Here is a 25971-nt window from a genome sequence, read left to right as displayed (position 1 = left end):
CCGCCGTCCACCACCTGCCCGGCCGTCAATTCCCGGGGAAAACCCAGGGGTTGGGCTTGCACTGGATTCCGCCGATGTCGAGGGACTTCGTCTGCTGCTGCATGATCGGCGCGAGCGAGCCCGGGGTCTGGCAGTTCACGTGCCCGTGCCCGAGCCGGTGGCCGACCTCGTGGTTGATGAGCATCTGCCGGTACGCGAACATCTGGTCCGCGCCGTACGTCGACGAGCCCTGCGCCCAGCGGAACGCATTGATCATGACGCGTTCGGTGGAGGCGGAATCACAGCTGACGTTGTCGACGGTGGTGTCCAGATCGGACTTCGCGCACCACACGCCGGTGGTGCCGGGGCTGGCCAGCGTGATGACGAAGTCGGCCTCGCCGCCCGGCACCCGCTCGAAGCTCTTCGTCCCGCCGTGGCCCCAGCTGCGGTCGTCGTTGAGGGTGCGGTGGACGGCCTCGGCGAACAGCTGCGCGTCCAGGCCGAGCCCCTGCTCGACGTCGACCCGGTAGCGGACCACCTTGCCCTTGCCGGGCGCAGGCGCCACCCCGGGCACGGTGTCGAAGGTCCCGGGCCCCTTCAGCTTCTCGTCGATGGGGAACTGCTGGGTCATCTTCTGCTCGTACGACAGCTCCTGCGCGGGTGCGGGCGCCTGCGGGGTCGCCCGGCCGTCGGAGCGGGAGGCCGCGGACTGCCCGGGCTCGGCGCGCTTGCCGGTGTCGCCGGCGGCCCGCGCGGTGGGCGAGGATCCGCTGTCCCCGTCCGAGGCCATCTGCACGGCCACGACGACGGCGAGCACGGTGGTGACGGCCGCGGCGGCCATCCCCGTGTACGCACGGACCTTCCGTCCGCGCCCTGAGCCCGGCTCCTCCTCGGCCGGGGCGGCGGGCGTGACGGGTGCAGCGGGAGCGGCGGGCGGGGCCGCAGCGGCCGCGGCCACCGGCGCACGGGGCCCGGGCACCCGGGGCTGCGCGCCGGTGGAGGTGAACGGGTCGGGGGCGGGCTGCGGGAGGGTCACCTGCGGGAAGCCGACGGCGGGGGTGCCGAAGGCCGGGGTGCCGGTGTCCGGCACGGCGGAGGCCGACCGGCGGGCCCGCGGGACGCCGTGCCAGTCCCCGTACACCGCGTCGGGCCCCGCGCCCCAGGCGCCGCCGGGCTCGCGCTGCTCGGGGTGGCCGCTGCGCGGCTCCTCGTACGGCCGGTGCTCCTCGTACGGCCGGTGCTCCGCGTACGGCTGGTGCTCCTCGTACGGGACGTGCTCCCCGTACGGGCGGTGTTCCGCGTACGGGCGGTGTTCCGCGTACGGCAGCTGCTCCTCGTACGGCGGTCGCCCACCGTACGGAAGCTGCTCCTCGTACGGGAAGGGCGCTGCGGGCTCCGCCGCGGGCGCCGGGCGGGCAGGGGCGGGGGCCGGAGCGGGCCCCTTGCGACTATGTCGTCCCACGGTCCTCAGCCTCTGCCGTCTTCGGTATCTCGGTCGGTGTCGTGCAACAGCTCCCGGAAGGCGTTCGCCACCGCCTCGGGGTACTCCATCATCGCCACGTGCCCGGCCTCGGGCAGGCTCAGCAGCCGCGACCCGCGGAAGGCCGCCGCCGCCTTTCGTGCCATCCGGTACGAGACCAGCTGGTCCCGGCCTCCGTAGACCAGCAGGGTCGGGGCGAGCACCCGCTGCGCCTGGCGCCACAGTCCGTGCTGGCCACCGAGGGTGTACGCGTCGACGATGCCGCGCGAGGAGCGGGTCATCGCCTCCCAGAAGTACGGCAGGGCCATCCGCCGCTCCATCTCCGCGACGGCGTGCCCGAAGCCCTCAGGTGTCACCCGGGAGGGGTCTCCGTAACAGAGGGCCGTCACCCCGCGGGTGCGTTCCTCGGCGGTCAGGCCCCGGGTCAGCCGGCCGAACAGCGGGGCCATCCCGGGTACGGCGAGCAGGGCGGTCGGAACGGCCGATTTCTGCACGCGCAGCTCGGGCAGCGCGGGCGAGATCAGCGTGAGCGTGTGCACCAGGTCGGGGCGGACGGCCGCGACGCGGGTGGAGACGGCGCCGCCGAGGGAGTTCCCGAACAGGTGCACGGGGCCGCGGCCGGCGGCGTCGAGGTGCCGGATGACCGCGCGGGCCAGCGCCGTGACCGAATAGTTCCGGTCGGCGGGCGGCGGGGACCAGCCGAAGCCGGGCAGGTCGACGGCCTCGCCGTCGACGCAGTCCTCCAGCTGCACCATGAGGTCCGACCAGTTCGTCGACGAACCGCCGAGTCCGTGCACGAACAGCGCGGGGGGCAGACCCGTACGCAGCGGGGGCCGGGACCGGACGGCGAGCTCCAGTCCGGGCAGAACCGCGGTGCGCAGCTGCTCCCCCTCGGCGACGTGGACGGCTCCCACCTGGGAGGACGGCTCGGATGCGGATCGCACACCCGGCAGCTCGGTCGAAGACATGCGGCCAATGTTACGAGACGATCACGTCCGGACTCTTGTGTTCGGCATCACAGATGCATGGGGATCCGCGTAGCGGGGTATCCGCGATCCTCCTAGGCTCATAGGTAGGGCAGGCCCAGACGAGGGGTGAGGGAAGAAGGGGAGCCACATGACCGTCGACCCCGCAGAGCCGGATACCTTCCGGAACAGCTTCCGGGAAAACCTCGACGCCGAGGCGCCCGAGGCCGATGCGGCGGAACAGCTGGCCGAGTTGCAGCCCGACGACGACGACAGGGTCACCGGGGTGGACCGCGACGAGGCCGCGGACGGCGACGCCGTCGAGCAGGCGCGGGTGGTGACCCTGGACGAGGACGACTACCGCTGACTCCCCCTGGGCCCGGCGGCCCGGGAGGTCCCCCCAGCTCCGGCTACCGCCCGGTACGTCTGCCGAGCACCGCTGACCAGCGCCTCCGGGCGGTCCGTACAGCGAGAAAACTCGGCTTCGACCCTACAGATTCGGTTACCGAAAAGTACGATGGCGGGCGCGGCGCAGAGCGCACTGTGTTCATAGAGAAAGTGGGAGGCGGCGTGACAGCCATCGAGCAGACCGAGGCAGCGCGTCCCCGGGGCACGCGACTGCCGCGCCGAGCCCGACGCAACCAGCTCCTGGGTGCGGCCCAGGAGGTCTTCGTCGCGCAGGGATACCACGCGGCGGCAATGGACGACATCGCCGAGCGTGCCGGAGTGAGCAAGCCGGTGCTGTACCAGCACTTCCCGGGCAAGCTCGACCTCTACCTGGCGCTGCTGGACCAGCACTGCGAGGCGCTGCTCCTCGCCGTGCGCACGGCCCTCGCGTCGACGACGGACAACAAGCTGCGCGTCGCCGCCACCATGGACGCCTACTTCGCGTACGTGGAGGACGAGGGCGGCGCGTTCCGGCTCGTCTTCGAGTCCGACCTGACCAACGAGCCGGCGGTGCGCGAGCGCGTCGACCGCGTCTCGCTGCAGTGCGCGGAGGCCATCTCCGACGTGATCGCCGAGGACACCGGCCTGTCCAAGGACGAGTCGATGCTGCTCGCCGTGGGCCTGGGCGGGGTCTCGCAGGTCGTGGCCCGGTACTGGCTCTCCAGCGAGAGCCCGGTCGCCCGCGACACGGCGGTGGGGCTGCTGACCTCGCTGGCCTGGCGCGGTATCGCCGGCTTCCCGCTGCACGGCACGGAGGGCGGGCAGCCGGCCCAGGGGTGACCCCGGGCCGCCGCCGGGCCCGACGGGGTCTGACCGGCGGCTGTTCGCTGCGAGCGTGTCCGGAGCGCCGCATCCGCGTCCCCTCTCCGGGCTAATGTGGACCGGGTACGGCGCGGCTGATCGCGCACAACCGACCATCGGAGGGACAAAGCCGTGGAGGTCAAGATCGGCGTGCAGCACGCACCCCGGGAGATCGTGCTGGAGAGCGACTTGAGCGCCGAGGAGCTGGAGCGCATCGTCACCGCCGCGCTGACCGGTTCGGAGCCGCTGCTGAGCCTCACCGACAACAAGGGCCGCAAGGTCCTGGTGCCGGCCGACCGCCTGTCGTACGTCGACCTGGGCGAGCCGAGCGCGCGCAAGGTCGGTTTCGGCGCGCTCTGACGCATCGCGCCCGGCGGGCGAGAACGGGTTGGAACGGCCCGGTGGTTGATTCCACCGGGCCGTTTCCCTTTCTTCCGCTTCGGGTAGGACCGCAGTGAACCGGTTTGCCCCTGACCTGCGGGAGGCCCACATGCTGCTGATGGAAGTGCTCGGCTCCGCCCTCCTGGGCCTCGCCCTTGCCGGAGTGGCCGTTCGAGTGCTCGCGCAGCGGCTGCCGTCCCCGTGGGTGGTACTGGTCAGCGGGACGCTGGGAGCGCTGTTCGGGGCCTATCTGACCCAGTTCGCGCTCGGCCCGGGACACAACACGCTGACCGCGACCCTGGTCGGCTCGGTGCTGGTGTCCGCGGTGGTCCTGTCGCTGCTGCTGCGCCCCGGCGCGGGGCCGCGCCGATCATCCCACCGGGCTCCGATGTCGCTTGCGCCGCGGGGCTGACCGCCATCGGACCCGCGTACACCGGCCCCGGCGCGGAATTCCGCGCCGGGGCCGGCGTACGAGCAGGTGGAACGATCAGGCGGCGAGGCCCAGTGCGGCCATCCGCTTCGTGTGCGCCTTCGTGATCCGGGTGAACATCTCGCCGACGGCGGCCAGGTCGAATCCGGCCGCCATCCCGTCGACGCCGCCGACCAGCATGGTGGAGAGCGCGTCGCGCTCGGCGACCACGCGCTGCGCCTGGGAGAGCGCCTCACCCATCAGCCGGCGGGCCCACAGTGCGAGCCGGCCGCCGCAGCGCGGGTCGGCCTCGATGGCGGCGCGCACCTTCTCGACGGCGAAGCCGCCGTGGCCGGTGTCGTCCAGCACGCTCACCACGAGGGCGCGCGTGTCGGTGTCGAGGTGGCTGGCGACCTCGCGGTAGAAGTCGCTGGCGATCGAGTCGCCGACGTAGGCCTTGACCAGGCCCTCCAGCCAGTCCGACGGCGCGGTCTGGCGGTGGAAGTCGTCGACGCCCTTGGCGAAGGGCTCCATGGCGGCGGTGGGCTCGGCGTCGATGGCCGCCAGCCGGTCGCGCAGCCGCTCGAAGTGGTGGAACTCCGCGGAGGCCATCTTCGCGAGCTCGGCCTTGTCGTCGAGGGTGGGGGCGAGCTTGGCGTCCTCCGCGAGGCGCTCGAAGGCCGCGAGCTCTCCGTACGCGAGTGCGCCCAGCAGGTCCACGACGGCGGCCCGGTACTGCGGCGAGGCGGAGGCGGTCGCCCAGTCCTGGGCGGCGATCCCGGTCTCCTCGGCGGAGGCGGCCCCGTCGTCGGAAGGCGATGCGTTTTCAACGGTCGACATGCTCCGCACAATAGCCCGCCGGAACGCCGCTCAAGGCACCGCATCCGGTCACTGTCGACCCCCCTAAACGCGACTACCAGGTGAATTCACCCGACACACCTGCGCGATTCCGGGGTACAGTGGTAATGCGCCTGCCGGAAACTCGGCGGGCCATCCGAATGAGGATGCCCGGTCGGTGGCCCGATCGGCTCCACCCGACCGCCCTCGGCGTGATGCGTACGTTCATGCGTACCGCCTCTCCACGAGGGGCCCCCTCAGCGGCACGAGCGCTTGAGCGAAGGCTAGTGGTCCCGCGCAGCTTCGTACGTACGTGGAAGTACTGCAAGCCAGGCACGGTACGACCCCCCTCGCCGCCTCGCGCCGCGTCTCACAGAAGAGGCAGCACCCTGACTACGTTCCGAGACCTCGGGATCTTTCCCGAGACGGCCGAAGCCCTTGAGGCCGTCGGCATCGTGACCCCCTTCCCGATCCAGGAGATGACCCTCCCCGTCGCCCTTTCCGGCACGGACGTCATCGGCCAGGCGAAGACCGGAACCGGCAAGACGCTCGGTTTCGGCCTTCCTCTGCTGGAGCGGGTCGTCGTCCCCGCGGACGTCGAGGCCGGCCGGGCGACGCCCGGGCAGCTCACCGACTCCCCGCAGGCCCTCGTCGTCGTCCCGACGCGCGAACTGTGCACCCAGGTCACCAACGACCTGCTCACCGCGGGCAAGGTCCGCAACGTCCGCGTCCTCGCCATATACGGCGGCCGCGCGTACGAGCCCCAGGTCGAGGCGCTCAAGAAGGGCGTCGACGTGATCGTCGGCACCCCGGGCCGCCTGCTCGACCTGGCCGGCCAGCGCAAGCTCGACCTGTCGCACGTCAAGGCCCTCGTCCTGGACGAGGCCGACGAGATGCTCGACCTGGGCTTCCTCCCCGATGTCGAGAAGATCATCAACTACCTGCCGGCCAAGCGCCAGACGATGCTGTTCTCGGCGACCATGCCGGGCGCGGTCATCGGCCTGGCCCGCCGGTACATGACGCAGCCGACGCACATCCGCGCCACCTCGCCCGAGGGCGAGGGCGTGACCGTCGCCAACATCAAGCAGCACGTCTTCCGTGCGCACAACATGGACAAGCCGGAGCTCGTCTCCCGCATCCTGCAGGCCGAGGGCCGCGGGCTGGCCATGATCTTCTGCCGTACGAAGCGCACGGCGGCCGACATCGCCGAGCAGCTGGAGAAGCGCGGCTTCGCGTCCGGCGCCGTCCACGGCGACCTGGGCCAGGGTGCGCGCGAGCAGGCGCTGCGCGCGTTCCGCAACGGCAAGGTCGACGTGCTGGTGTGCACCGACGTCGCCGCGCGCGGCATCGATGTCGAGGGTGTCACCCACGTCATCAACTACCAGACGCCGGAGGACGAGAAGACCTTCCTGCACCGCGTGGGCCGCACCGGCCGCGCGGGCAACAAGGGCACCGCCGTCACCCTGGTCGACTGGGACGACATCCCGCGCTGGCAGCTGATCAACAAGGCGCTGGAGCTTGACTTCCACGACCCGGTCGAGACGTACTCCACGTCTGCGCACCTGTTCGAGGAGCTGCACATCCCGGCCGGTACCAAGGGCATCCTGCCGCGCGCCGAGCGCGTGCGGGCCGGCCTGAAGGCCGAGGAGCTGGAAGACCTGGGCGAGACCGGCGGCCGCGGTGGCCGTGGCGGCCGCGGCCCGGCCGCTGCTGCTGCGGTGGTCGAGGAGCGTCCGGCCCGCACGCGCACCCCGCGCCAGCGCCGCCGTACGCGCGGCGGTGCCGAGGTCGCCGAGGCGGCTGCCCTCGCCCCCGTGGCGGAGGCTCCCGAGGCGCAGGCCGCCGACGAGCCGCGCAAGCCGCGGCGCCGCCGGACGCGTTCCGTGACCACCGCTGCCGCCGTGGCCGCCGTGGCCGCCGTGGCTCCGGTCGCCGAGGCCGCGCCGGTCGTCGAGGCTCCGGCCGCGCCGGCCGAGGAGGCCCCGGTCAAGGCCCGCCGGACCCGGACCCGCAAGGTCGCCGAGGCTCCGGTCGTGGTGGAGCCGGACTTCCGGCAGGCTCCGCCGGCCGAACCGGTCAAGGCCGAGCCGGTCAGGGCCCGCCGGGTCCCGACCCAGAAGCCCGTCCTCGCCCAGGTGACCCCGATCGCCGAGGACCCGGCCGAGGCGGCCCCGGTCAAGGCACGCCGGACCCGGACCCGCAAGGTCGCCGACGCGGCCCCGGAGCCGGACTTCCAGATCGCCCCGCCCGTGGAGCCGGTCAAGGCCCGCCGCACCACCACCCGGACCCGCAAGGCCGCGGAGGCCGCTCCGGTCGCCGAGGCCGCCGCGGTGGCCGAGGAGGCCCCGGCGAAGCCGAAGCGCACGCGGACCCGCAAGGCCGCCGCTGCCGTCGTCGAGGCTCCGGCCGCGACGGACGTGCCGGCCGCCGAGGAGGTTCCGGCGAAGCCGAAGCGCACGCGGACCCGCAAGGCCGTCGCGGAGACCCCCGAGGCCTGATCCCCGTTCCGCCGTCCGGTGGCCCCGGTCCCCTTCCGAGGGGGCCGGGGCCACCGGCGTACCCGGGCTGGACAGTCCCCTACGGACCGGTAACCTCTGGCCATGAGCAAGCCGCCCCGCCTCACGCTGCCGTCCGGTGCCCGCGCACACCTCCTGTCCACCGCCCGCGGCGACTTCGCCGTGCACGAGGCCGGCGAGCCGGTCCGCGGCACCGCCCTGCTGGTCCCCGGTTTCACGGGCAGCAAGGAGGACTTCATCGGCCTCCTGGAGCCGCTGGCCGCCGCCGGGTACCGGGTGGTCGCGGTCGACGGACGCGGCCAGCACGAGAGCCCCGGCCCGCGCGAGGAGTCGGCGTACGCGCGGGAGGAGCTCGCGCTGGACGTCCTCGCCCAGACGGCCGCACTGGACGGGGGACCGGTCCACCTGGTCGGCCACTCCCTGGGCGGGCTGATCGCGCGGGCCGCCGTACTGCGCGACGCGACGCCCTTCGCCTCCCTCACCCTGATGAGCAGCGGGCCCGCCGCGATCGCCGAGGAGCAGCAGGAGCGTACGAAGCTGCTGGTCGCCGCGCTGGAGGCGATGCGCGAGGACATGCCGGGCGTATGGACGGCGATGCGTTCCTTCGACCCCGAGGACGCGGTGCCCGACTCCCCGGAGCTCGCGGAGTTCCTGCGCGACCGGTGGCTGGCCACGGTGCCCGAGCAGCTGATCGCCACGGGCCGGATCCTGGTCTCCGAGCCGGACCGGGTGGATGGGCTGAGCCGTGTGGACCTGCCGAAGCTGGTGCTGTCCGGCGAGGTCGACTACGCCTGGCCGATCCCGCTGATGGACGACATGACACATCGGCTGGGTGCCGAGCGGGTGGTGGTGCCGGGTACCGAGCACTCCCCCAATGCGGAGAATCCGCAGGTCACGGCGGGTGCACTGGCCGCGTTCTGGGACGCCTGCCCGCGCGGTTAGTTAGCGAGTGAAAAAATTTCCTTAGCGTAGGGAATGTTTGCCTCTTACACTTCGTTGGAACAGTGCAAGGAGAACACTGACGAAGGGAGAAGCCCCGTGCGCTTCGAGATTCTGCGCCTGGACGATGTCGACGGATCCGCCGTGGACAGCACCGTCGTGGACGCGGCCTCCGTCAACCGGATCGTGCAGCAGGCGGCCGCCGTGGGCCAGCGCATTCTGATCCGACCGGCCGAGAGTGCGTCCTCCTGACACTCCGCACCGATACGCACCAACCGAAACGCCCCCGCACCGATCCGGTGCGGGGGCGTTCGCGTACGCGCGGGGCCGGTCAGGCGCCGTGCACGACCTGGAGCACGCCGTTGATGATCTGCTGGACGGCGATCGCGGAGAGCATCATGCCGGCGAGGCGCGTCACGAGGACGACGCCGCCGTCCTTGATGACCCGGATGATCACCAGCGAGTAGCGCATGGTGATCCACAGCACGATGTGCATGGCGATGATCGCGGCCCAGACCGAGACCTGGCCGGTGACCCCGTCCGCCTTCTGCACGGCGAGGATGACCGACACGATCGCACCGGGACCCGCGAGCAGCGGCATGCCGAGCGGCACGAGGGCGACGTTCACGTCCTTGGTCTGCTTGGGCTCGTCGTTCTTGCCGGTGAGCAGGTCGAGCGCGATGAGCAGGAGCAGCAGACCGCCCGCGATCATCAGCGCGGGGACGGAGACGTGCAGGTAGTCCAGGATCTGCTGGCCGCAGATGCCGAAGACGGCGATGACGCCGAAGGCCACGCAGACGGCCTGCCAGGCCATGCGGCGCTGCACCTTGGCGGGCCGGCCCGAGGTCAGGGCGAGGAAGATCGGCGTGATCCCCGGGGGGTCCATAATCACAAAAAGCGTGAGAAATAGGGATCCGAAGACGGCGAAGTCAAACACAGTGATGCCTTGCAGGAGAGAGGGGTGTCACGAAGGAAGAAGAAAGGGCGGGCAGGCGCCGTTACGCGCCGGTCGCTCCGCCGGCGCCCGGAACGGGGAAGGCCCCCGTCGCGCGGCGCGTGATCTCGCCGTAGATCTCGGGGTCGGTCGTGTACTCCCCGAGCCGGCAGGTCTTGCGGCTGCCGTGGTAGTCGCTGGACCCGGTCGTCAGGAGTCCGAGCTCGCCGGCCAGGGCGCGCAGCCGCCCGCGCGTGTCGGTGTCGTGGTCCATGTGGTCCACCTCGAGCCCGTCCAGGCCTGCGGACGCGAGCTCGGCTATCGCCGACTCGGGTACGCACCGGCCGCGCTTGACGGCGGCGGGGTGGGCGAAGACGGTGACCCCGCCGGCCGCCTTGACCAAGCGGATGGCATCGAAGGGGTCGAGCTCGTGCTTCTCCGCGTACGCACGGCCGCCGTCCGCGAGCCAGTCCGGCGTGAACGCGTCGGACACGGTGGGCACGACCCCCAGCTCGACGAGCGCGGTGGCGATGTGCGGCCGCCCGACGGAGCCGACGCCGGCGATCTTGGCCACGTGCTCCCAGGTGACGTCGACGCCGAGCTCCCGCAGCTTGCCGATCATGGCGTGGGCGCGGGGGGTGCGGTCGTCGCGGACGAGCTCCCGCTCGCGGGCGAGGTCGGGCTCCTCGGGGTCGAAGAGGTACGCGAGCAGGTGCATCCCGATGCCGTCGAGCCGGCAGGACAGCTCCATGCCGGTGACGAGGGTGAGCCCGTGCGGCAGCGCGGCGAGGGCTTCGGCGTATCCCCCGACGGTGTCGTGGTCGGTCAGTGCGACCACGTCCAGCCCGGCGGCGGCCGCATTGCGGACCAGCTCGGCTGGGCTGTCGGTCCCGTCGGAGGCCGTGGAGTGGGCGTGCAGATCGATGCGCACGGCCGGGGCTCCAGGGGTCTCGCGGGTACGGGGGGACACCCCAGGATACCGCCCGCCCGCCGCACGGGCGCCACGCCACCTGCCGTCCGGCCTCCGGCGGCGGGCCTAGGGGCCCAGGACGCGGGGGCTCAGGGCGCCGCACGGGAGGAGTTCGACCTCGGCACCGGCGTCCCGCAGATCCGTCAGCACCAGTTCGTCGTACATCAGCAGGCCCGACTGCTCCGGCCAGACGACGGCCCACAGCCACAGCCCGCGCGCCTCGCCGGCGAACACGGCCCGGTCGTCCGGGGCTCCCTTCACGTGCCACAGCGGTGTCGGACGGCCCGCCGCGACGACCTTGGCGTGCGGAGGCGTCGAGACGTCTATGTACGTGCCGGGGTCGGGACCGTCGATCCCGGCGTACCGCGCGCCGAGGCCGACCCCCAACTCCTCGGCGACCAGCAGCAGCTCCCCCATCCCGCCGAGCGGTCCGGGGCCCGTGCAGGCCACCGCCGTCGCCCGGCCCCCGCTGCGGTCGTCACCGGCCGCCGCCACCCCGGTGAACAGCCACCCCACCGGCAGCGGCCACGGCATCCACACCGGTACCTGGGCCCGGTTCACCACCACTCCCAGGCCCTCGACGCTCGGCGGGATGACGGGCTGCAGGGGGTGCACCGTGCCATGCACCGCACACTGCCACGAGTCGGAGAAGAGCCCGGGCGCCCTGACCCGGCCACCGCACTTCGGGCAAGTTGGTTCGCCCCTCATAAGAAGCCACGCTCCTCCCCGCCCGGCGCCCCGTCAAGACACGATCACCCGTCCGGATGTCTCAGTCCAGCGGCACGGCGGTACGAAGAGGGTCCCGCAGATCCGTACCGTGCGACAGCCAGCGTTCCTGGAGCGCCGCCGCGCCGTGCACCCGCTTCCAGGCGGCCTCGTTCGCCGTCATCGGCAGGAGCGGGAGGAAGTGCACCGGGTCCATCGGCTCGTCGAGTTCCAGGTCCTCCACCAGCCCGCCCGGCTCCGCGACGAGCACGGAGGTGAACGGCGCCCCGTCCCACAGCGGACCGCCCACGTCGAGCGAGGCGCCGGGGGCCACGACCAGTCCTTCCACCTGCGGCGAGGCGCCCAGCACCGCGAGCGGCCGCAGCAGCTTGTCGGTGGGCGCCAGACCCGCCCGTACGGTCAGCACGAGCTCGGCGCGCGGCCCGCGCAGCGGGTCGGCGACCACGGCGGTCGGATCGGTCATCGGATGGGCGGACATGCCGAGGGTCGCGTACCGCACGAGGTCGCCCTCGGCGAAGCGGAGCACCTCGATGCGGTCGGTGCCGAGGAACGTGACGGCGGCGCGGGCGTCGGGTTCGCCGAGTGCGCTGCGCAGCCGGGCTTCGACGAGAGCCAGAATTTCTGCCATGAAGCGAGCATAGAACTCGTATCAGGCGGGTAAAGGGCGGGTCTTGACCATCCGTCGGCTGATAATGTTGACCGCTGGTCGGGGCCGCACTCAGAAGAGTTGTTGCGGGCATCCGGCGACAGGACGTCCTCCACGGGGGACCGGCCGGAGGAGGTGGGGCTGCAATGGATCGAAGTCGATCGTGCAGTACCAACCGCTCTTCCACTTCCTGCACGGGCGCGTTGCCGCCCGTTTGATCATCTGATCAGTCGAAGAGCGACGGCAGAACTTTGTCCTCCCGCCGTCCTGTTCCTTCCGTCCGCCCGGGCCTGCCCGCCTGCGGTGGCCGTGCCCTCCGGAAGGGACCTCCCACCCGTACGGTCCGCAGCCGTGCGCGCGAAGGAGCCTGCCATGTCGATGCTGCCCTACCTGCGTGCCGCCGTACGTCCGGCCCTGCGCAGGTCCACCCCGTCCCAGCCCGGCTACGACACCACCCGCGACCCGTCCGCGAGCAGCGCGGTCGTCGACTGCGCCGTGTACCGCGACGGCCGACGCGCCCTTGGATCGGCGTGCCTGACGCCGCGTGAGGCGATGGCCCGCGTGCGCGAAGGCGGCGGGTTCGCCTGGATCGGCCTGCACGAGCCGACCGGGGCCGAGTTCGCGGGGATCGCCGCCACCTTCGGCCTGCACCCGCTCGCCGTGGAGGACGCGGTGCACGCGCACCAGCGGCCGAAGCTGGAGCGCTACGACGACACGCTCTTCACCGTCTTCAAGACGATCCACTACGTGGAGCACGCCGAACTGACCGCCACCAGCGAGGTGGTGGAGACGGGCGAGGTGATGTGCTTCACCGGCCCGGACTTCGTCATCACGGTCCGGCACGGCGGCCAGGGCTCCCTGCGCTCGCTGCGCCACCGCCTCCAGGATGACCCCGAGCTGCTCGCCAAGGGCCCCTCGGCCGTCCTGCACTCCATCGCCGACCACGTCGTCGACGGGTACATCGCGGTCGCCGCGGCCGTCCAGGACGACATCGACGAGGTGGAGAACGCGGTCTTCGCCGCGCCCGCCAAGGGCACCGCACGGGGCGGCGACGCGGGCCGCATCTACCAGCTCAAGCGCGAGGTGCTGGAATTCAAGCGGGCCGTCTCCCCGCTGCTGCGGCCGATGGAGCTGCTGAGCGAGCGCCCGATGCGGCTGGTGGACCCGGACATCCAGAAGTACTTCCGCGACGTCGCCGACCACCTGGCACGGGTGCACGAGCAGGTCATCGGCTTCGACGAGCTGCTGAACTCGATCCTCCAGGCCAACCTCGCGCAGGCGACGGTCGCCCAGAACGAGGACATGCGCAAGATCACCTCCTGGGCGGCGATCATCGCCGTCCCGACGATGATCTGCGGGGTCTACGGGATGAACTTCGAGTACATGCCGGAGCTCCACTGGCGCTACGGCTATCCGATGGTGATGGCCGCGATCGCCGGATCCTGCTTCACCATCCACCGCGCGCTGCGCCGCCACGGCTGGCTGTAGGCCCCCCGGGCGTCTGCGCGGGCACCCCCTACTCTGTTGCGCATGACTCTCAGCACGCTCGACCTGGCCCTCGTCGAGGAGGCCACCAAGAAGTCCGGCCTGATCTGGGTCCGCGGCTCCGGGGCCGACCGGGCCCTGTGGCACGCCTGGGTGGACGGCGCGGCCCACGTGCTGGGCGACGGGCCCGGAGAGCAGCCGTTCCCGGGGCTCGCGGACGGCGGGGCCGCCGAGGTCACCGTGCGCAGCAAGGACAAGGGCGGCCGGCTGGTGGCCTGGACGGCGACCGTACGGGAGCTCGCGCCCCGCAGTGAGGAGTGGCAGGCCGCGGTCGCCGAGCTGAAGGGGAAGCGGCTGAACGCGCCCGACTCGGAGGAGATGACCGAGCGGTGGGCGCGCGAGTGCCGGCTGCTGCGGCTGGAACCGGTGACCGCGAGCACCGACCTGCCGGGCGGATCGCTGGCCGCGCCCCCGCTGGGCTCGCCGGCGGTCACCCGGCGCCCGGTCCCGGCCGGCCTGCCGAAGCTCCTGCTCAAGCGGAAGAAAGCGGCGCGGGGCTAGACCGCGGACGGCGGCTACTTCGTCGGGTTCGAGCCCTGTCCGGAGCCCTTCCCCGGGCTCGGGGCCGGCTCCCCGCCCTGGTCCTTGGTCGTCGGCATCTGCGACCCGTAGTCGACGGTCTGGTCCTGCGCCGGCGCCTCCAGCGGGAAGGCCTTGCCCCACTCCGCGAGGTCGACCCGGCCGGCGCCGCCGGCCCGCTCCAGGCGCAGCGGGTACGGGGTGCCCTCCAGGGAGACCGACAGCTTGCCGCCCTTGCCCTTGTCCGCGGTGACCGGGACCGCGCGGGCCGGCCCGACCTTGGTGTACTCGCCCTTGGTCAGCTTGCCGTCGAGCCCGAGCAGCCCGTCGAGCAGCACGTGCATGTCGGTGAACCCGCGGAACTGCTTGTACGTGGGGTCGCTGTCGGGCACCTTCACGTACTTGTCGCCGAGCTTGCCGGCCGAGTCGGACTTCCCCCAGAAGGCCGCGCTCGCCTTGAGGTAGAGCTGCTCGCCCACCCGCAGCACCTGGAAGGTGTCCTCCTTCGACTTCACCTCGCCGGAGCCGCCGTCCTTCTTGAGGCGCATGTCGAGCGTGAAGGACTTGCCGCCGCTGACGAGCGTGCCGGACAGGTGCACGGAGTCGGCGGCGCCGGCCGCGGCCTTCGCCTTGTTCTCGATCTGGTCGGCGGAGAGCTTGCCGACCCCGTTGGTGCCCTTGTCCGGGTCCGCCCCGCAGCCCGTACCGGTGACGGCCAGGCCCGCGAGCAGGACACCGGCGAAGGCCGCCCGGCGCAGCCGAGCGGCGGGGAGGTAGGCGGTCACGGCAGGTGCCTCTCGTCGTGCGTCTTCGAGCAGCAGGCAGCGTACCCGCCCGTACCTCACGTGCCGGGCGGGTGGTCGGCGTCTCCCCCGGCGCCCACGGGCGGACGGCCCCACCAGGACGCTCTCCGACGGCACGGGCTAGCCTGAGGGGCGGCAGGACTGAGGATCGACGCTCTAGGAGGCGCTCGCATGGCTGGTGGCGCCCCGCGGATTTTCGTCTCGCATCTGTCGGGTGTGCCCGTCTTCGACCCCAACGGCGACCAGGTCGGCCGCGTCCGCGACCTCGTCGCGATGCTGCGCGTCGGCGGCCGTCCGCCGCGGCTGCTGGGCCTGGTGGTCGAGGTGGTCAGCCGGCGCCGGATCTTCCTGCCGATGACCCGGGTGACGGGCGTGGAGTCCGGCCAGGTCATCACCACTGGCGTCGTCAACATGCGGCGCTTCGAGCAGCGGCCCACCGAGCGGCTGGTCCTCGGCGAGCTGCTGGACCGGCGGGTGAAGCTGGTCGCGGGCGGCGAGGAGGTCACCGTCCTCGACGTGGCCATCCAGCAGCTGCCGGCCCGCCGGGACTGGGAGATCGACAAGATCTTCGTGCGGAAGGGCAAGGGCGGGGCGCTGCGGCGGCGCGGCGAGACCCTGACCGTGGAGTGGTCGGCGGTCACCGGCTTCTCGCTGGAGGAGCACGGGCAGGGCGCCGAGAACCTGGTCGCGACCTTCGAGCAGATGCGCCCGGCCGACGTGGCGAACGTCCTGCACCACCTGACTCCGAAGCGGCGCGCCGAGGTGGCCAGCGCCCTCGACGACGACCGGCTCGCGGACGTCATGGAGGAGCTGCCCGAGGACGAGCAGGTGGAGATCCTCGGCAAGCTGAAGGAGGAGCGCGCCGCCGACGTCCTGGAGGCGATGGACCCGGACGACGCGGCCGACCTGCTCTCGGAGCTGCCGGAGGACGACAAGGAGCGGCTGCTGACGCTGATGCAGCCGGACGACGCGGCCGACGTGCGCCGTCTGCTGTCGTACGAGGAGAACACCGCGGGCGGTCTGATGACCACGGAGCCGATCGTGCTGCGGCCGGACGCGACCGTCGCGGACGCGCTGGCCCGCGTACGGCAGGCGGACCTGTCGCCGGCGCTGGCCGCCCAGGTGTACGTGTGCCGGCCGCCGGACGAGACGCCCACGGGCAAGTACCTGGGCACGGTGCACTTCCAGCGGCTGCTGCGGGACCCCCCGTTCACACTGGTCAGCTCGATCGTGGACGCGGGCCTGCCGCCGCTGCGGCCGGACGCCTCGCTGCCGGTGGTGACCAGCTACCTGGCCGCGTACAACATGGTCGCGGTGCCGGTGGTCGACGAGAGCGGTTCGCTGCTGGGCGCGGTGACCGTGGACGACGTACTGGACCACCTGCTGCCGGACGACTGGCGGGAGACGGACTTCCCTTCCGAGGAGGCCGTGCGTGGGCACTGAGCGGGGACGCGGCGAGCACGGGCGCGAGCGGCGCCGGGAGCAGATCCGGGAGCGGCGCGAGCACGCGCGGCTCCAGGCGCGCGAGCACGGGCTCGCGGAGGCCAACGAGCGGGCCGAGCGCGCGGAGCGGGCGGCGGAGCGGGCCGAGCGCACCAAGGCCGGACAGTCGACCGGGGCGAGTGCGCTGACGCGTTCGCGGGTCCGGCTCGACCAGCCGCGCGCGCCGCGCCGGTCGCTGCTGCCCGAGTACGACCCGGAGGCCTTCGGGCGGCTGTCGGAGCGGGTGGCGCGGTTCCTCGGCACGGGCCGGTTCATCGTCTGGATGACGCTGGTCATCATCGTGTGGGTGCTGTGGAACATCTTCGCGCCCGACCACCTGCGGTTCGACGAGTACCCGTTCATCTTCCTGACGCTGATGCTGTCGCTGCAGGCCTCGTACGCCGCCCCGCTGATCCTGCTCGCGCAGAACCGGCAGGACGACCGCGACCGGGTCAACCTGGAGCAGGACCGCAAGCAGAACGAGCGCTCCATCGCCGACACCGAGTACCTGACCCGGGAGATCGCGGCGCTGCGGATGGGCCTGGGCGAGGTCGCGACCCGCGACTGGATCCGGTCGGAGTTCCAGGACCTGATCAAGGAGATGGACGAACGGCGCCTATTCCCGCTGGAGAGTGACGAAGGCGACCGCTAGCGGCCTTTCCTGAGGCAGGCTACCGAGCCGTACCATCGGGGCATGGCTACCGACACAAGCTCCGCCGCCGTGCCTGAGCAGGACGCGATCCTCGACGCACTGGCGACGGTGAACGACCCCGAGATCCACCGGCCGATCACCGAGCTCGGCATGGTCAAATCGGTGGAGATCGGCGACGGCGGCGAGGTCGCGGTCACGGTCTACCTCACGGTGTCGGGCTGCCCCATGCGCGAAACGATCACCAAGAACGTCACCGAGGCCGTGGAGCGGGTCGCGGGCGTCACCTCGGTCGCCGTCACGCTTGAGGTGATGAGCGACGAGCAGCGCAAGGAGCTGGCGGCCACGCTGCGCGGCGGCACCGCCGAGCGCGAGGTCCCGTTCGCCAAGCCGGGCTCGCTGACCCGCGTGTACGCGGTCGCGTCCGGCAAGGGCGGCGTCGGCAAGTCGTCGGTGACGGTGAACCTGGCCGCGGCGATGGCCGCGGACGGCCTGAAGGTCGGCGTGGTCGACGCGGACATCTACGGTCACAGCGTGCCGCGCATGCTGGGTGTGGACGGCCGCCCGACCCAGGTCGAGAACATGATCATGCCGCCGTCGGCGCACGGCGTGAAGGTGATCTCCATCGGCATGTTCACCCCGGGCAACGCGCCGGTGGTGTGGCGCGGTCCGATGCTCCACCGGGCGCTCCAGCAGTTCCTGGCGGACGTGTTCTGGGGCGACCTGGACGTGCTGCTGCTGGACCTGCCGCCGGGTACGGGCGACATCGCGATCTCCGTGGCCCAGCTGGTGCCGAACGCGGAGATCCTGGTCGTGACCACCCCGCAGCAGGCCGCGGCCGAGGTCGCGGAGCGAGCCGGCTCGATCGCCGTGCAGACGCACCAGAAGATCGTCGGTGTGGTCGAGAACATGTCCGGGCTGCCGTGCCCGCACTGCGACGAGATGGTCGACGTGTTCGGCTCGGGCGGTGGCCAGAAGGTCGCCGACGGCCTCACCAAGACGGTCGGCGCGACCGTCCCGGTCCTGGGCTCGATCCCGATCGACGTCCGGCTGCGCGAGGGCGGCGACGAGGGCAAGCCGGTCGTCCTGTCGGACCCTGACTCCCCGGCCGGTGCGGCGCTGCGCTCCATCGCGGGCAAGCTGGGCGGCCGCGCGCGCGGCCTGGCCGGCATGTCGCTGGGCATCACCCCGCGCAACAAGTTCTAGATCGTGTGGGCCCGGACCGGGCCCGCGCAGCGTGAAGGGCACCGCCGGCCGGCGGTGCCCTTTCCCGTACTGCTACTCGTACGAGGCGATGTCGCCGATCACCGAGAAGCCGAGCCCGTACGCGCTCATGCCGCGTCCGTACGCGCCCAGGTACACGCCGCCCCGGGTGGAGCCGGCGAGCACCCAGCCGAACTCGGACTCGCGGTAGTGGAAGGTCGTCGGCTCCCCGTCGACCGGGAGCGAGAGCGTCGACCAGCCCTCGCCGTCGAGGTCGTCGGCGAGCTCCCAGGCGGCCTCGGTCTGCTGGTCGAGCCAGTCGTTGCGGAGGCTGTGGTCCATCTGGCCGGGCCAGCTGTACGCCAGCAGCCCGGAGCCGGCCAGCCAGGCCGCCGAGGAGACCGAGGTGGCCTCCAGGACGCCGGTGCCGTCGCTGCTGCGGCGCAGCGGGTTGCTCGCGATGGTGACGACCACCGCGAAGCGCTCCTTCTCTCCGGTGGCGAGCTCTCCGCGGGCAGAGGGCTCGCCACCGTGGCCGGTGGACCCGTGCTCGACGGTGCCGTCTGCGCCGGTGCCCACCTGCATGAGCCAGCGGGGACCGGTGAAGGCCCCGTCCAGCCCGTACCAGGGGAAATCGGCCCGCAGGTACCCCTCGGCCGTCCGGCGGGCCGCCGGGACGGGCGCGGCGGCCTCCTGGGGCTGCGCGGGGGCCGGCTGCGGGGGTGCAGCGGCGGGTTCGGCTGGTGCGCCTGGTGCGGCAGCGGGAGCGGGCGCCTCGGCGGGCTGCACCCCTACCCGGCTACTGCTCGTGGTCTCCATCGATGCGGCCTCTCGTTCCGTGGGGTCCGGAACGGCCCTCCCCCACATCTCGTCGGGGGGACCCCCACCCTGGGGCGTCCTGGGTCCGGACTCATGGAGGATAGCCACCGGACCCCCGATCGCCGGGGAAGGCTCGAACTCAGGTGGCGTCGGCGTCGAAAGGCGTGCGCTGTTCGGCGGCCGGAGCGGCGGGCTTCTTCAACAGGTCGGGGCCGGCCGCGGCGGTCGCGGCAGAGGAGCCGGCGACGGCCGGGGCGGAGGCCGTCTCCTTGCTGTTGACGGCGTCGGTGACGTCGTTCAGCTCCTTGCGGAGATCGAAGGTGCTGCGGATCTCCCGCAGGTCCTCGTTCTCGGTCAGCTGCTTGCGGATGAACGTCTTCGGGTTCAGGTCCTCGAACTCGAAGTCCTTGAACTCGGGACCGAGTTCGGACCGGATGTCCTGCTTCGCACTGTCGGAGAACGCACGGATCTTCCGGATGACCCCGGTGACGTCCTGGATCACCTTGGGGAGCTTGTCCGGGCCGAAGATGAGGATGGCGAGCACCACGATCGTGACCAGTTCGAGTGCGCCTATGTCGTTGAACACCTTGCCGCTCCTCGGCTCTCTTCACTTCGGGCCACGACACACGGTACCGGGCGTTCTCGGCGAGCCCATACATCGGTGCCCGCATCAGCCCCGGATTCTCGCGCCCGTCATGATCCGTTCGCCGAACCGAGGACCAGTTGCAGGGTGTGCTCCCGGCCGTCGCGCTGCACGGTCAGGGTGAGCGGATCGCCCGGCCGGTGGGACCGGATCTTGATGACGAGCTCGTCGCCGCCGTGCACGCGCTGTCCGTCCACCTTGGTGATCACGTCGCCGCCCTGGATCCCGGCCCGGGCCCCGGGGCCGTCGGGGGTGACGGCCGGCTTGCCGCCCTCGCCCTTGGCGGACACGCGGGCCCCGTCGCCGGTGTACTCCATGTCGAGGGTGACGCCGATGACGGGGTGGGTGGCGTGGCCGGTGCGGATGAGTTCCTCGGCGACGCGCTTGCCCTGGTTGACCGGGATGGCGAAGCCGAGCCCGATGCTGCCGCTCTGCTTCGCGCGCTCGTCGCCGTCACCGCCGGCGTCGGCCCCCCGGATGGCGCTGTTGATGCCGATCACGCGGGCCTTGGCGTCGAGGAGCGGGCCGCCGGAGTTGCCGGGGTTGATGGGGGCGTCGGTCTGGAGGGCGTCGACGTAGCTGATGTCGCTGCCGTCGCCCTTGTCGCCGCCGGCGGTGATGGGCCGGCCGGTGGCGCTGATGATGCCGGCGGTGACGGTGTTGGAGAGGTCGAAGGGCGCTCCGATGGCCACGACCGGGTCTCCGACCTTCACGTTCTCGGAGTTCCCGAGGGAGAGCGGCTGGAGGCCCCGTACGCCTTCGACCTTGACCACGGCCAGGTCGTACCCGCTGTCCCGGCCGACCAGCTCGGCGGTGACGCTCTCGCCGGTGCTGAAGGTGACGGTTATGTCCTTGGCGTCGGCGACGACGTGGTTGTTGGTGAGGATGTGGCCCTGCGGGTCCAGGACGAACCCGGTGCCGGTGCCGCTGCTGCCGCTGCCGCGGACGTGCAGGGTCACGACGCCGGGCAGTGCGGTGGCGGCGATCCCGGCCACGCTCTCGGGGGCGCGGCCCTTGCTCTCGACGGCGGCCTGCGGGAGTTCGAGGCGGGTGCTCGCCTGCCGCTCGGCGAGCACGCCGAGCCAGCCGCCGACGCCGCCGGCGAGGAGGGCGGTCCCGAGGGCGAGGGCCACGGCGTGGCGCAGCCGGATGCCGCGGACGGCCGGTGTCCTGCCCTGGTCGGTGACGTGGAGGGGCCGTTCGGCCCAGGGGTCGTACCGCGGCCCCGCCTCCGGCGCCTGCGGTGCGGTCCCGGCCGCGGGACCGGTACCGGCCCCCGGTTCGGCTTCCGGGCCGGCCGCCGGCCCGGAGTCCGGACCGGCCTGCGCCGCCGGGGCGGCGGGGCGGCTCCACCACGACGGAGGCGTGTCGGACTGGTGCTGGTCGGCCATGGGCGCTCCCGGAGTACCTGTGGCACCGCCGGGCGGCGCATCTGCCGCCGATTCAACCAGGTCTCCTGCCCGCCGGGGGCTCCGCCCCCGGGCCTGCACCGGCTCTGCACAGGCCCTGCCCGGGGCCGGTGCGTCGGCAGGTCCGCGTCGGCAGGTCCGCGTCGGCGGGCCGGCGGCGTCAGCGGGTCAGGGAGACGGGGCGGGGGGACGGGGACAGGGACGGGGTCGGCGACAGCGGGCCCGTTGGCCGCGGACCGGCGACGGACCCGGGACTGGGCGCCCTGTCGCGGACCACCGCATCGGCCGCGGACACCGCGGGGCCGGGCCGCGACGCCGGGGCCTCGCCCCGTACGTTCGGATCGAGGGAGTCGACCGGCAGCGAGCCGCCCAACGCGATCGCGGCCAGTGAGACCGCCCCGGCCGCCACGAACGCGAAGCGGCGGCGCGGACGCCCCACCTCGTGGATGCGGAAACCCTGCTGCGGTGCGGCCGGAGCCACGTACCCGAAGAGCTCCGCCGCCCCGGGCGGACCCGGCGGCCCACCCGGGCCGGGCCCGTCCGGACCGTCGCCCGGCAGCCCCTGCAACCGGGCCAGCAGCCCGGCCGACAGCGGCGGCGGCGCACTCTCCACGAACATGCTCTTCACGCGGCGCTGCGCATCGGCCTCGGCCTTGCACCTGGCACACGTGGCCAGATGCGCCAGGACCCGCTCGCGCGCGTCATGACTCAGCTCCCCGTCGACCAGGGCGGCCAGACGGTCGCCCAGGTGCTGCTCGGCGGGGGACGGACCGACTCCGCTCACTCGGCTCCGCCCTCTCCCCCGGCGCCCGGCGCGCCCACCGCCGCTCCGGCCAGCGCACGCTGCTCGGCACGCGCCTCGGGAGACCGGTGCTTGAGCGCCTTGCGCAGGTGCGAACGGCCCCGGTGGATACGGCTGCGCACCGTGCCCAGCTTCACGCCCAGCGTGGCCGCGATCTCCTCGTACGACAGGCCCTCGATGTCACACAGCACCACGGCCGCGCGGAACTCGGGCGCGAGGGTGTCCAGCGCCTGCTGCACGTCCGCGTCGAAGTGGGTGTCGTGCAGGACCTGCTGGGGGGACGGCTCACGGCTCGGCAGCCGCTCGGCGGCGTCGTCGGCGAGCGCGTCGAACCGGATCCGCTGCTTGCGGCGGACCATGTCGAGGAACAGGTTGGTGGTGATCCGGTGCAGCCAGCCCTCGAACGTGCCCGGCGTGTACGTGGACAGCGAGCGGAAGACGCGGACGAAGACCTCCTGCGTCAGGTCCTCGGCATCGTGCTGGTTGCCCGTCAGGCGGTAGGCGAGGCGGTAGACCCGCGCACTGTGCGTGCTGACGATCTCCTCCCATGAAGGAGGGGTCCACGCCTGGGTGCCCGCATCGGCGGCAAAGGTCGCGGTGGTTGCGGTGCCAGCGGTGTGGAAGCGGTCAGCAATGTTGGTCACGGATTTCGGCTCACCCGCCGACCAGAAGAGGCGTCTGAATACGCCCCCACGATCCACAGGCGCAGCCGCACCTCCCCTATCGGCTCTGGTGGTGTCCAGTGGAGTCCCTACCATAGCCACCCCTCCCGTCAGCTCCGGATAAGCGTTTTTGCATTAACTTTGCACGTGCCTGTGCCTCGCCGGGCCGTCGATCTGCCCGGTGCCGTCCCCATCCATCCCGGCTGCACCCCGCCCCTGCGCCCCTTTTGCCTCGCTGGTCTTTCCGCCGCTGTCTTCTTCAACGCCCGGTCCCATCTGCGGGTTCCCGACGTCAGCGGATACAGTCACCGTTGCGCCAACTATGGGGACAGGAGAGGGTCATTACCGGCAACCGGCAGACGAGCTGGGCGTTCGCCGACGCGTTTGTCGCCGAGGACGACGCTCTGCGGTGGGCCCGCGACCGGGCCAGGGAAGCGGGCCTGCGCTCCGTCTCCCCGGGCACCGGGGCCGCGCTGCGCCTGCTCGCCGCCACCGCGGACGCCAAGGCCGTCGCCGAGATCGGCACCGGCACCGGCGTCTCCGGCATCCACCTCCTCCACGGCATGCGCCCCGACGGGGTCCTGACCACCGTGGATCCCGAGGCCGACCGTCAGGCCTTCGCCCGCCAGGCCTTCCGCGCCGCCGGCTTCGCGGGCAACCGCGCCCGGTTCATCCCCGGCCGCGCACTCGACGTACTCCCGCGGCTCGCGGACGGCGGCTACGACCTCGTCTTCTGCGACGGGGACCCGACCGAGTCCCTCGACTACCTCGCCGAATCGTTGCGCCTGCTGCGCCCCGGGGGGCTGGTGTGCTTCGAGGGGGTCTTCTCGGACGGCCGCACCGTCGACTCGGCGGCCCAGCAGACCGAGGTGCTGCGCGTACGGGAGCTGCTGCGCAGCGTACGGGAGAGCCCGGCACTGGAGGCCGCCCTGCTCCCGGTGGGCGACGGCCTGCTGTGCGCGGTCCGGCGCTGAGCCGCGGAAACGCCGGGTCCCAAAAGCGCCGGGCTACTGAAACAACACTGCCCCGGCCGCGGGAAGCGGCCGGGGCAGTGCAGAGAATGCAGTGGTGCGGTGCTGCCGACTGGTTAGCCGACGACCTTCTTCAGGGCGTCACCCAGGGCGTCCGCCTCGTCCGGAGTCAGCTCGACGACGAGCCGACCGCCGCCCTCGAGCGGTACGCGCATGACGATGCCCCGCCCCTCCTTGGTGACCTCGAGCGGGCCGTCGCCCGTCCGCGGCTTCATGGCCGCCATGCTCGTTCCCCTTCCTGAAACCAGCTCATCGTCAGCCGACGGCCCCATTCAGGCGCCTGGAACCCGGCATCGAACACATTGCTTCCTGGCCATTATCCCGCATGTCAGGACCCGATGACCAACATCGGCAGGGAACGCTTGCGCAACGCGCTCGGCCAAAACCACTCATTTCGGGGACGTGCCTGCGATACTTCGCCGCCGCACCCTGCGTCCGCCCTCCGCTTTCTTTGACGCACATCACATGCCCCGGAGCGGTCCGGTCCGCCATGCTGGCCCTTGCACCGGCCGGTACCGGCCGGTAGCCAAGCCCGCGACGAAGGGGAACCGCCTGCCATGGCCGACAGCGTGCTCTACGAAGTGACCGACGGACTCGCCAAAATCACCATCAACCGCCCCGACGCCATGAACGCGATGAACACCGAGGCCAAGGTCGCGCTCCGCGACGCGCTCCAGGCGGCGGCCGCGGACACGGCCGTCCGGGCGGTGCTGCTGACCGCGGCCGGCAACCGGGCGTTCTGCGTCGGCCAGGACCTCAAGGAGCACATCGGGAACCTGGCGGCGGACCGCGAGACCGGTTCCTCGCTGACCATGAGCACGGTCGCGGACCACTACAACCCGATCGTGCGCGCCCTGACCGAGATGCCCAAGCCGGTGGTGGCGGGCGTCAACGGCGTCGCGGCCGGAGCGGGCTTCGGCTTCGCGCTGGCGGCGGACTTCCGGGTCGTCGCCGACACGGCGTCCTTCAACACCTCCTTCGCGGGGGTGGCGCTCACCGCCGACTCGGGCGTCTCCTGGACCCTGCCCCGCCTGATCGGCGCCTCCCGGGCCGCCGACCTGCTGCTCTTCCCCCGCTCGGTGAAGGCCCAAGAGGCGTACGAGCTCGGCATCGTGAACCGCCTGGTCCCCTCGGACTCCCTGCACGCGGAGGCCGAGGCGGTGGCCCGCACCCTGGCAGCCGGCCCGACGGTGGCCTACGCGGCCCTGAAGGAGTCCCTGGCGTACGGGGCCTCCCACTCTCTGGTGGAGGCCCTGTCCCACGAGGAGACCCTGCAGGCCCGCGCGGGCGCCTCCGAGGACCACTCCATCGCCGTCGAGGCCTTCCTCGCCAAGCAGCCGCCGAAGTACCTGGGCCGCTGAGCCCGGCGCCGTCGCCGCGGCCGCCCGTCCCCGCACCCGCCGCCGCTCAGGCGGGGGTACGGGCGACGCAGGCGGCCAAGTGGTCGTTGACCAGCCCGCAGGCCTGCATCAGGGCGTAGGCGGTCGTGGGGCCGACGAAGCGGATACCGGCCTTCTTCAGTGCCTTGGACAGGGCCGTGGACTCGGGCGTCACCGCCGGGACGTCGGAGATCGTCGCGGGGGCCGGGCGGCCGGGCTCCGGGGCGTGCGACCAGATCAGGGCCTCCAGTTCACCCGGCTCCCATCCCGCCAGGACCTTCGCGTTGGCGAGCGTGGCCTCGATCTTGGCCCGGTTGCGGATGATCCCCTCGTCGGCGAGCAGCCGCTCCCGGTCGGCCGGCCCGAACGCCGCGACCTCGGCGATCACGAACCCCGAGAACGCCTTGCGGAAGCCCTCCCGCCGCCGCAGGATCGTCAGCCAGGACAGCCCCGACTGGAAGGCCTCCAGACACAGCCGCTCGTACAGGGCGTCGTCCCCGTGCACCGCGCGGCCCCACTCCGTGTCGTGGTACGCGATGTAGTCCTCGGTGGCCAGCGCCCAGGGGCAGCGCAGGCCGCCGTCCGGACCCTCGACGGCCGTCACTGCCCCTCCTTGTGGAGATCGACCGTGCCCGACGCCTGCACGCGGGGCTGCGCCGCCGCGGCCGTCAGCTCCACGATCCGCGCGTCCCGCTCGGCGAGCTCCGCCCCGAGCCGCTCCAGTACGTCGTCCACCTCGGCCATCCGGTAGCCGCGCGGCGCGACCGGCAGCCGCAGCGCGTCGATGTCGGCCTGCACGACCGGGCGGCTCTCCGGCAGCGCGTCCGCCACCCGGTCCGGCTCCGCCTCCGGCAGCACGGCCTCGGAACCACCGCCCACCACGGCCAGGGTGACCGCCGCGACGACCACGACCAGCGCGATCAGCAAGAACCAGAACACGAGCAACTCCCTGAGAGACATCGGGCCACCGGCCACCAGGTTAAGGTCGCAGCGAG

The 25971-nt window shown here is 72.4% G+C and carries 30 protein-coding genes; 14 read left to right on the top strand and 16 right to left on the bottom strand.

Annotated features, from left to right (window positions below; all coding sequences use genetic code 11):
* Positions 1–25: 25 nt before the first annotated feature.
* Both ABTY04_RS03845 and ABTY04_RS03840 read right to left on the bottom strand, forming a co-directional pair.
* Positions 26–1441, bottom strand: a complete 1416-nt coding sequence (locus ABTY04_RS03845; RefSeq protein ID WP_352211694.1) for a DUF3152 domain-containing protein — start codon at positions 1439–1441, stop codon at positions 26–28.
* A gap of 5 nt (positions 1442–1446) precedes the next feature.
* Complete coding sequence (locus ABTY04_RS03840; protein WP_352211693.1) at positions 1447–2427, bottom strand: alpha/beta fold hydrolase; 981 nt, start codon at positions 2425–2427, stop codon at positions 1447–1449.
* A 148-nt stretch (positions 2428–2575) separates the two neighbouring features.
* Here ABTY04_RS03840 and ABTY04_RS03835 point away from each other — a divergent pair, with 148 nt between their 5' ends.
* The 4 genes from ABTY04_RS03835 (at position 2576) to ABTY04_RS03820 (ending at position 4465) form a co-directional block, all read left to right on the top strand.
* The gene (locus ABTY04_RS03835) at positions 2576–2791 is read left to right on the top strand and encodes an Rv3202a family protein (protein WP_352211692.1); all 216 of its coding nucleotides are present in this window, start codon (positions 2576–2578) and stop codon (positions 2789–2791) included.
* Positions 2792–2994: 203 nt separating this feature from the next.
* Positions 2995–3651 carry a TetR/AcrR family transcriptional regulator gene (locus ABTY04_RS03830; protein ID WP_352211691.1) on the top strand — a complete coding sequence of 219 codons (657 nt, stop codon included), beginning with the start codon at positions 2995–2997 and terminating at the stop codon, positions 3649–3651.
* A 153-nt stretch (positions 3652–3804) separates the two neighbouring features.
* Positions 3805–4032: a DUF3107 domain-containing protein gene (locus tag ABTY04_RS03825; protein WP_352211690.1), complete on the top strand. Its 228-nt coding sequence runs from the start codon at positions 3805–3807 to the stop codon at positions 4030–4032.
* A 130-nt stretch (positions 4033–4162) separates the two neighbouring features.
* The gene (locus ABTY04_RS03820) at positions 4163–4465 is read left to right on the top strand and encodes a hypothetical protein (protein ID WP_352211689.1); all 303 of its coding nucleotides are present in this window, start codon (positions 4163–4165) and stop codon (positions 4463–4465) included.
* Between the two features lie 75 nt (positions 4466–4540).
* On the opposite strand, the gene ABTY04_RS03815 is transcribed toward ABTY04_RS03820, so the two are convergent.
* A complete protein-coding gene (locus ABTY04_RS03815) occupies positions 4541–5302 on the bottom strand; it encodes a ferritin-like fold-containing protein (RefSeq protein ID WP_352211688.1) in 762 nt (253 codons plus the stop codon).
* Between the two features lie 452 nt (positions 5303–5754).
* Between ABTY04_RS03815 and ABTY04_RS03810 the strand changes: the two genes are divergently transcribed.
* The 3 genes from ABTY04_RS03810 (at position 5755) to ABTY04_RS03800 (ending at position 9006) form a co-directional block, all read left to right on the top strand.
* Complete coding sequence (locus tag ABTY04_RS03810) at positions 5755–7797, top strand: DEAD/DEAH box helicase (protein ID WP_352211687.1); 2043 nt, start codon at positions 5755–5757, stop codon at positions 7795–7797.
* 102 nt (positions 7798–7899) lie between these two features.
* Positions 7900–8757 (top strand): alpha/beta fold hydrolase, encoded by an 858-nt coding sequence (locus ABTY04_RS03805; protein WP_352211686.1) that lies wholly within the window; start codon positions 7900–7902, stop codon positions 8755–8757.
* Positions 8758–8853: 96 nt separating this feature from the next.
* Positions 8854–9006: a DUF8834 family protein gene (locus ABTY04_RS03800; RefSeq protein WP_166663124.1), complete on the top strand. Its 153-nt coding sequence runs from the start codon at positions 8854–8856 to the stop codon at positions 9004–9006.
* Between the two features lie 79 nt (positions 9007–9085).
* Here the strand turns inward: ABTY04_RS03800 and ABTY04_RS03795 are convergent, their stop codons facing one another.
* From ABTY04_RS03795 to ABTY04_RS03780, 4 genes are all read right to left on the bottom strand, one after another.
* A complete protein-coding gene (locus ABTY04_RS03795) occupies positions 9086–9691 on the bottom strand; it encodes a MarC family protein (RefSeq protein ID WP_352211685.1) in 606 nt (201 codons plus the stop codon).
* Positions 9692–9752: 61 nt separating this feature from the next.
* Positions 9753–10619 (bottom strand): PHP domain-containing protein, encoded by an 867-nt coding sequence (locus ABTY04_RS03790; protein ID WP_352211684.1) that lies wholly within the window; start codon positions 10617–10619, stop codon positions 9753–9755.
* Between the two features lie 105 nt (positions 10620–10724).
* Complete coding sequence (locus ABTY04_RS03785; RefSeq protein ID WP_352211683.1) at positions 10725–11366, bottom strand: DUF6758 family protein; 642 nt, start codon at positions 11364–11366, stop codon at positions 10725–10727.
* Between the two features lie 61 nt (positions 11367–11427).
* Complete coding sequence (locus ABTY04_RS03780; protein ID WP_352211682.1) at positions 11428–12012, bottom strand: suppressor of fused domain protein; 585 nt, start codon at positions 12010–12012, stop codon at positions 11428–11430.
* Between the two features lie 390 nt (positions 12013–12402).
* On the opposite strand from ABTY04_RS03780, the gene ABTY04_RS03775 reads away from it, so the two are divergent.
* Together ABTY04_RS03775 and ABTY04_RS03770 are read left to right on the top strand one after the other, a co-directional pair.
* Positions 12403–13518, top strand: coding sequence for a magnesium and cobalt transport protein CorA (locus ABTY04_RS03775; RefSeq protein WP_352211681.1), 1116 nt, complete (start codon positions 12403–12405; stop codon positions 13516–13518).
* A gap of 42 nt (positions 13519–13560) precedes the next feature.
* Complete coding sequence (locus ABTY04_RS03770) at positions 13561–14076, top strand: hypothetical protein (protein ID WP_352211680.1); 516 nt, start codon at positions 13561–13563, stop codon at positions 14074–14076.
* A 14-nt stretch (positions 14077–14090) separates the two neighbouring features.
* On the opposite strand, the gene ABTY04_RS03765 is transcribed toward ABTY04_RS03770, so the two are convergent.
* The gene (locus tag ABTY04_RS03765; protein WP_352211679.1) at positions 14091–14879 is read right to left on the bottom strand and encodes a hypothetical protein; all 789 of its coding nucleotides are present in this window, start codon (positions 14877–14879) and stop codon (positions 14091–14093) included.
* A 189-nt stretch (positions 14880–15068) separates the two neighbouring features.
* Between ABTY04_RS03765 and ABTY04_RS03760 the strand changes: the two genes are divergently transcribed.
* From ABTY04_RS03760 to ABTY04_RS03750, 3 genes are all read left to right on the top strand, one after another.
* Complete coding sequence (locus ABTY04_RS03760) at positions 15069–16340, top strand: magnesium transporter MgtE N-terminal domain-containing protein (RefSeq protein ID WP_352211678.1); 1272 nt, start codon at positions 15069–15071, stop codon at positions 16338–16340.
* Between the two features lie 184 nt (positions 16341–16524).
* Positions 16525–17031 (top strand): DUF1003 domain-containing protein, encoded by a 507-nt coding sequence (locus ABTY04_RS03755; RefSeq protein ID WP_352211871.1) that lies wholly within the window; start codon positions 16525–16527, stop codon positions 17029–17031.
* Positions 17032–17073: 42 nt separating this feature from the next.
* Positions 17074–18234: an Mrp/NBP35 family ATP-binding protein gene (locus ABTY04_RS03750; RefSeq protein ID WP_352211677.1), complete on the top strand. Its 1161-nt coding sequence runs from the start codon at positions 17074–17076 to the stop codon at positions 18232–18234.
* A gap of 72 nt (positions 18235–18306) precedes the next feature.
* On the opposite strand, the gene ABTY04_RS03745 is transcribed toward ABTY04_RS03750, so the two are convergent.
* The 5 genes from ABTY04_RS03745 to sigE all read right to left on the bottom strand — a co-directional run bounded on the left by ABTY04_RS03745 (position 18307) and on the right by sigE (position 22662).
* Entirely contained in the window at positions 18307–19050 is a 744-nt protein-coding gene (locus tag ABTY04_RS03745) for a hypothetical protein (RefSeq protein WP_352211676.1), read from the bottom strand.
* 139 nt (positions 19051–19189) lie between these two features.
* On the bottom strand, positions 19190–19636 hold the full coding sequence (locus ABTY04_RS03740) for a sec-independent translocase (RefSeq protein WP_352211675.1): 447 nt from the start codon (positions 19634–19636) through the stop codon (positions 19190–19192).
* 107 nt (positions 19637–19743) lie between these two features.
* Positions 19744–21084: a S1C family serine protease gene (locus ABTY04_RS03735; RefSeq protein ID WP_352211674.1), complete on the bottom strand. Its 1341-nt coding sequence runs from the start codon at positions 21082–21084 to the stop codon at positions 19744–19746.
* Between the two features lie 178 nt (positions 21085–21262).
* Complete coding sequence (locus ABTY04_RS03730; protein ID WP_352211673.1) at positions 21263–21886, bottom strand: zf-HC2 domain-containing protein; 624 nt, start codon at positions 21884–21886, stop codon at positions 21263–21265.
* Positions 21883–22662: an RNA polymerase sigma factor SigE gene (gene sigE, locus ABTY04_RS03725; protein ID WP_352211672.1), complete on the bottom strand. Its 780-nt coding sequence runs from the start codon at positions 22660–22662 to the stop codon at positions 21883–21885. Before sigE ends, ABTY04_RS03730 begins: the two co-directional genes overlap by 4 nt.
* Before the next feature lie 215 nt (positions 22663–22877).
* Here sigE and ABTY04_RS03720 point away from each other — a divergent pair, with 215 nt between their 5' ends.
* A complete protein-coding gene (locus ABTY04_RS03720) occupies positions 22878–23540 on the top strand; it encodes an O-methyltransferase (protein ID WP_352211671.1) in 663 nt (220 codons plus the stop codon).
* Positions 23541–23653: 113 nt separating this feature from the next.
* Here ABTY04_RS03720 and ABTY04_RS03715 read toward each other — a convergent pair whose 3' ends face one another.
* Entirely contained in the window at positions 23654–23821 is a 168-nt protein-coding gene (locus ABTY04_RS03715) for a DUF3117 domain-containing protein (RefSeq protein WP_003966491.1), read from the bottom strand.
* 333 nt (positions 23822–24154) lie between these two features.
* Between ABTY04_RS03715 and chcB the strand changes: the two genes are divergently transcribed.
* Positions 24155–24958: a 2-cyclohexenylcarbonyl CoA isomerase gene (gene chcB / locus ABTY04_RS03710; RefSeq protein WP_352211670.1), complete on the top strand. Its 804-nt coding sequence runs from the start codon at positions 24155–24157 to the stop codon at positions 24956–24958.
* 46 nt (positions 24959–25004) lie between these two features.
* Here chcB and ABTY04_RS03705 read toward each other — a convergent pair whose 3' ends face one another.
* Together ABTY04_RS03705 and ABTY04_RS03700 are read right to left on the bottom strand one after the other, a co-directional pair.
* Positions 25005–25580: a DNA-3-methyladenine glycosylase I gene (locus ABTY04_RS03705; protein ID WP_352211669.1), complete on the bottom strand. Its 576-nt coding sequence runs from the start codon at positions 25578–25580 to the stop codon at positions 25005–25007.
* Positions 25577–25921 carry a DivIVA domain-containing protein gene (locus tag ABTY04_RS03700; RefSeq protein ID WP_502996557.1) on the bottom strand — a complete coding sequence of 115 codons (345 nt, stop codon included), beginning with the start codon at positions 25919–25921 and terminating at the stop codon, positions 25577–25579. Before ABTY04_RS03700 ends, ABTY04_RS03705 begins: the two co-directional genes overlap by 4 nt.
* Positions 25922–25971: the final 50 nt, after the last annotated feature.

Source organism: Streptomyces sp. NPDC097981 (assembly GCF_040302565.1).
In the GTDB taxonomy this organism is placed as follows: Bacteria; Actinomycetota; Actinomycetes; order Streptomycetales; family Streptomycetaceae; genus Streptomyces.
This window is presented reverse-complemented; position numbering and strand designations above follow the sequence as displayed.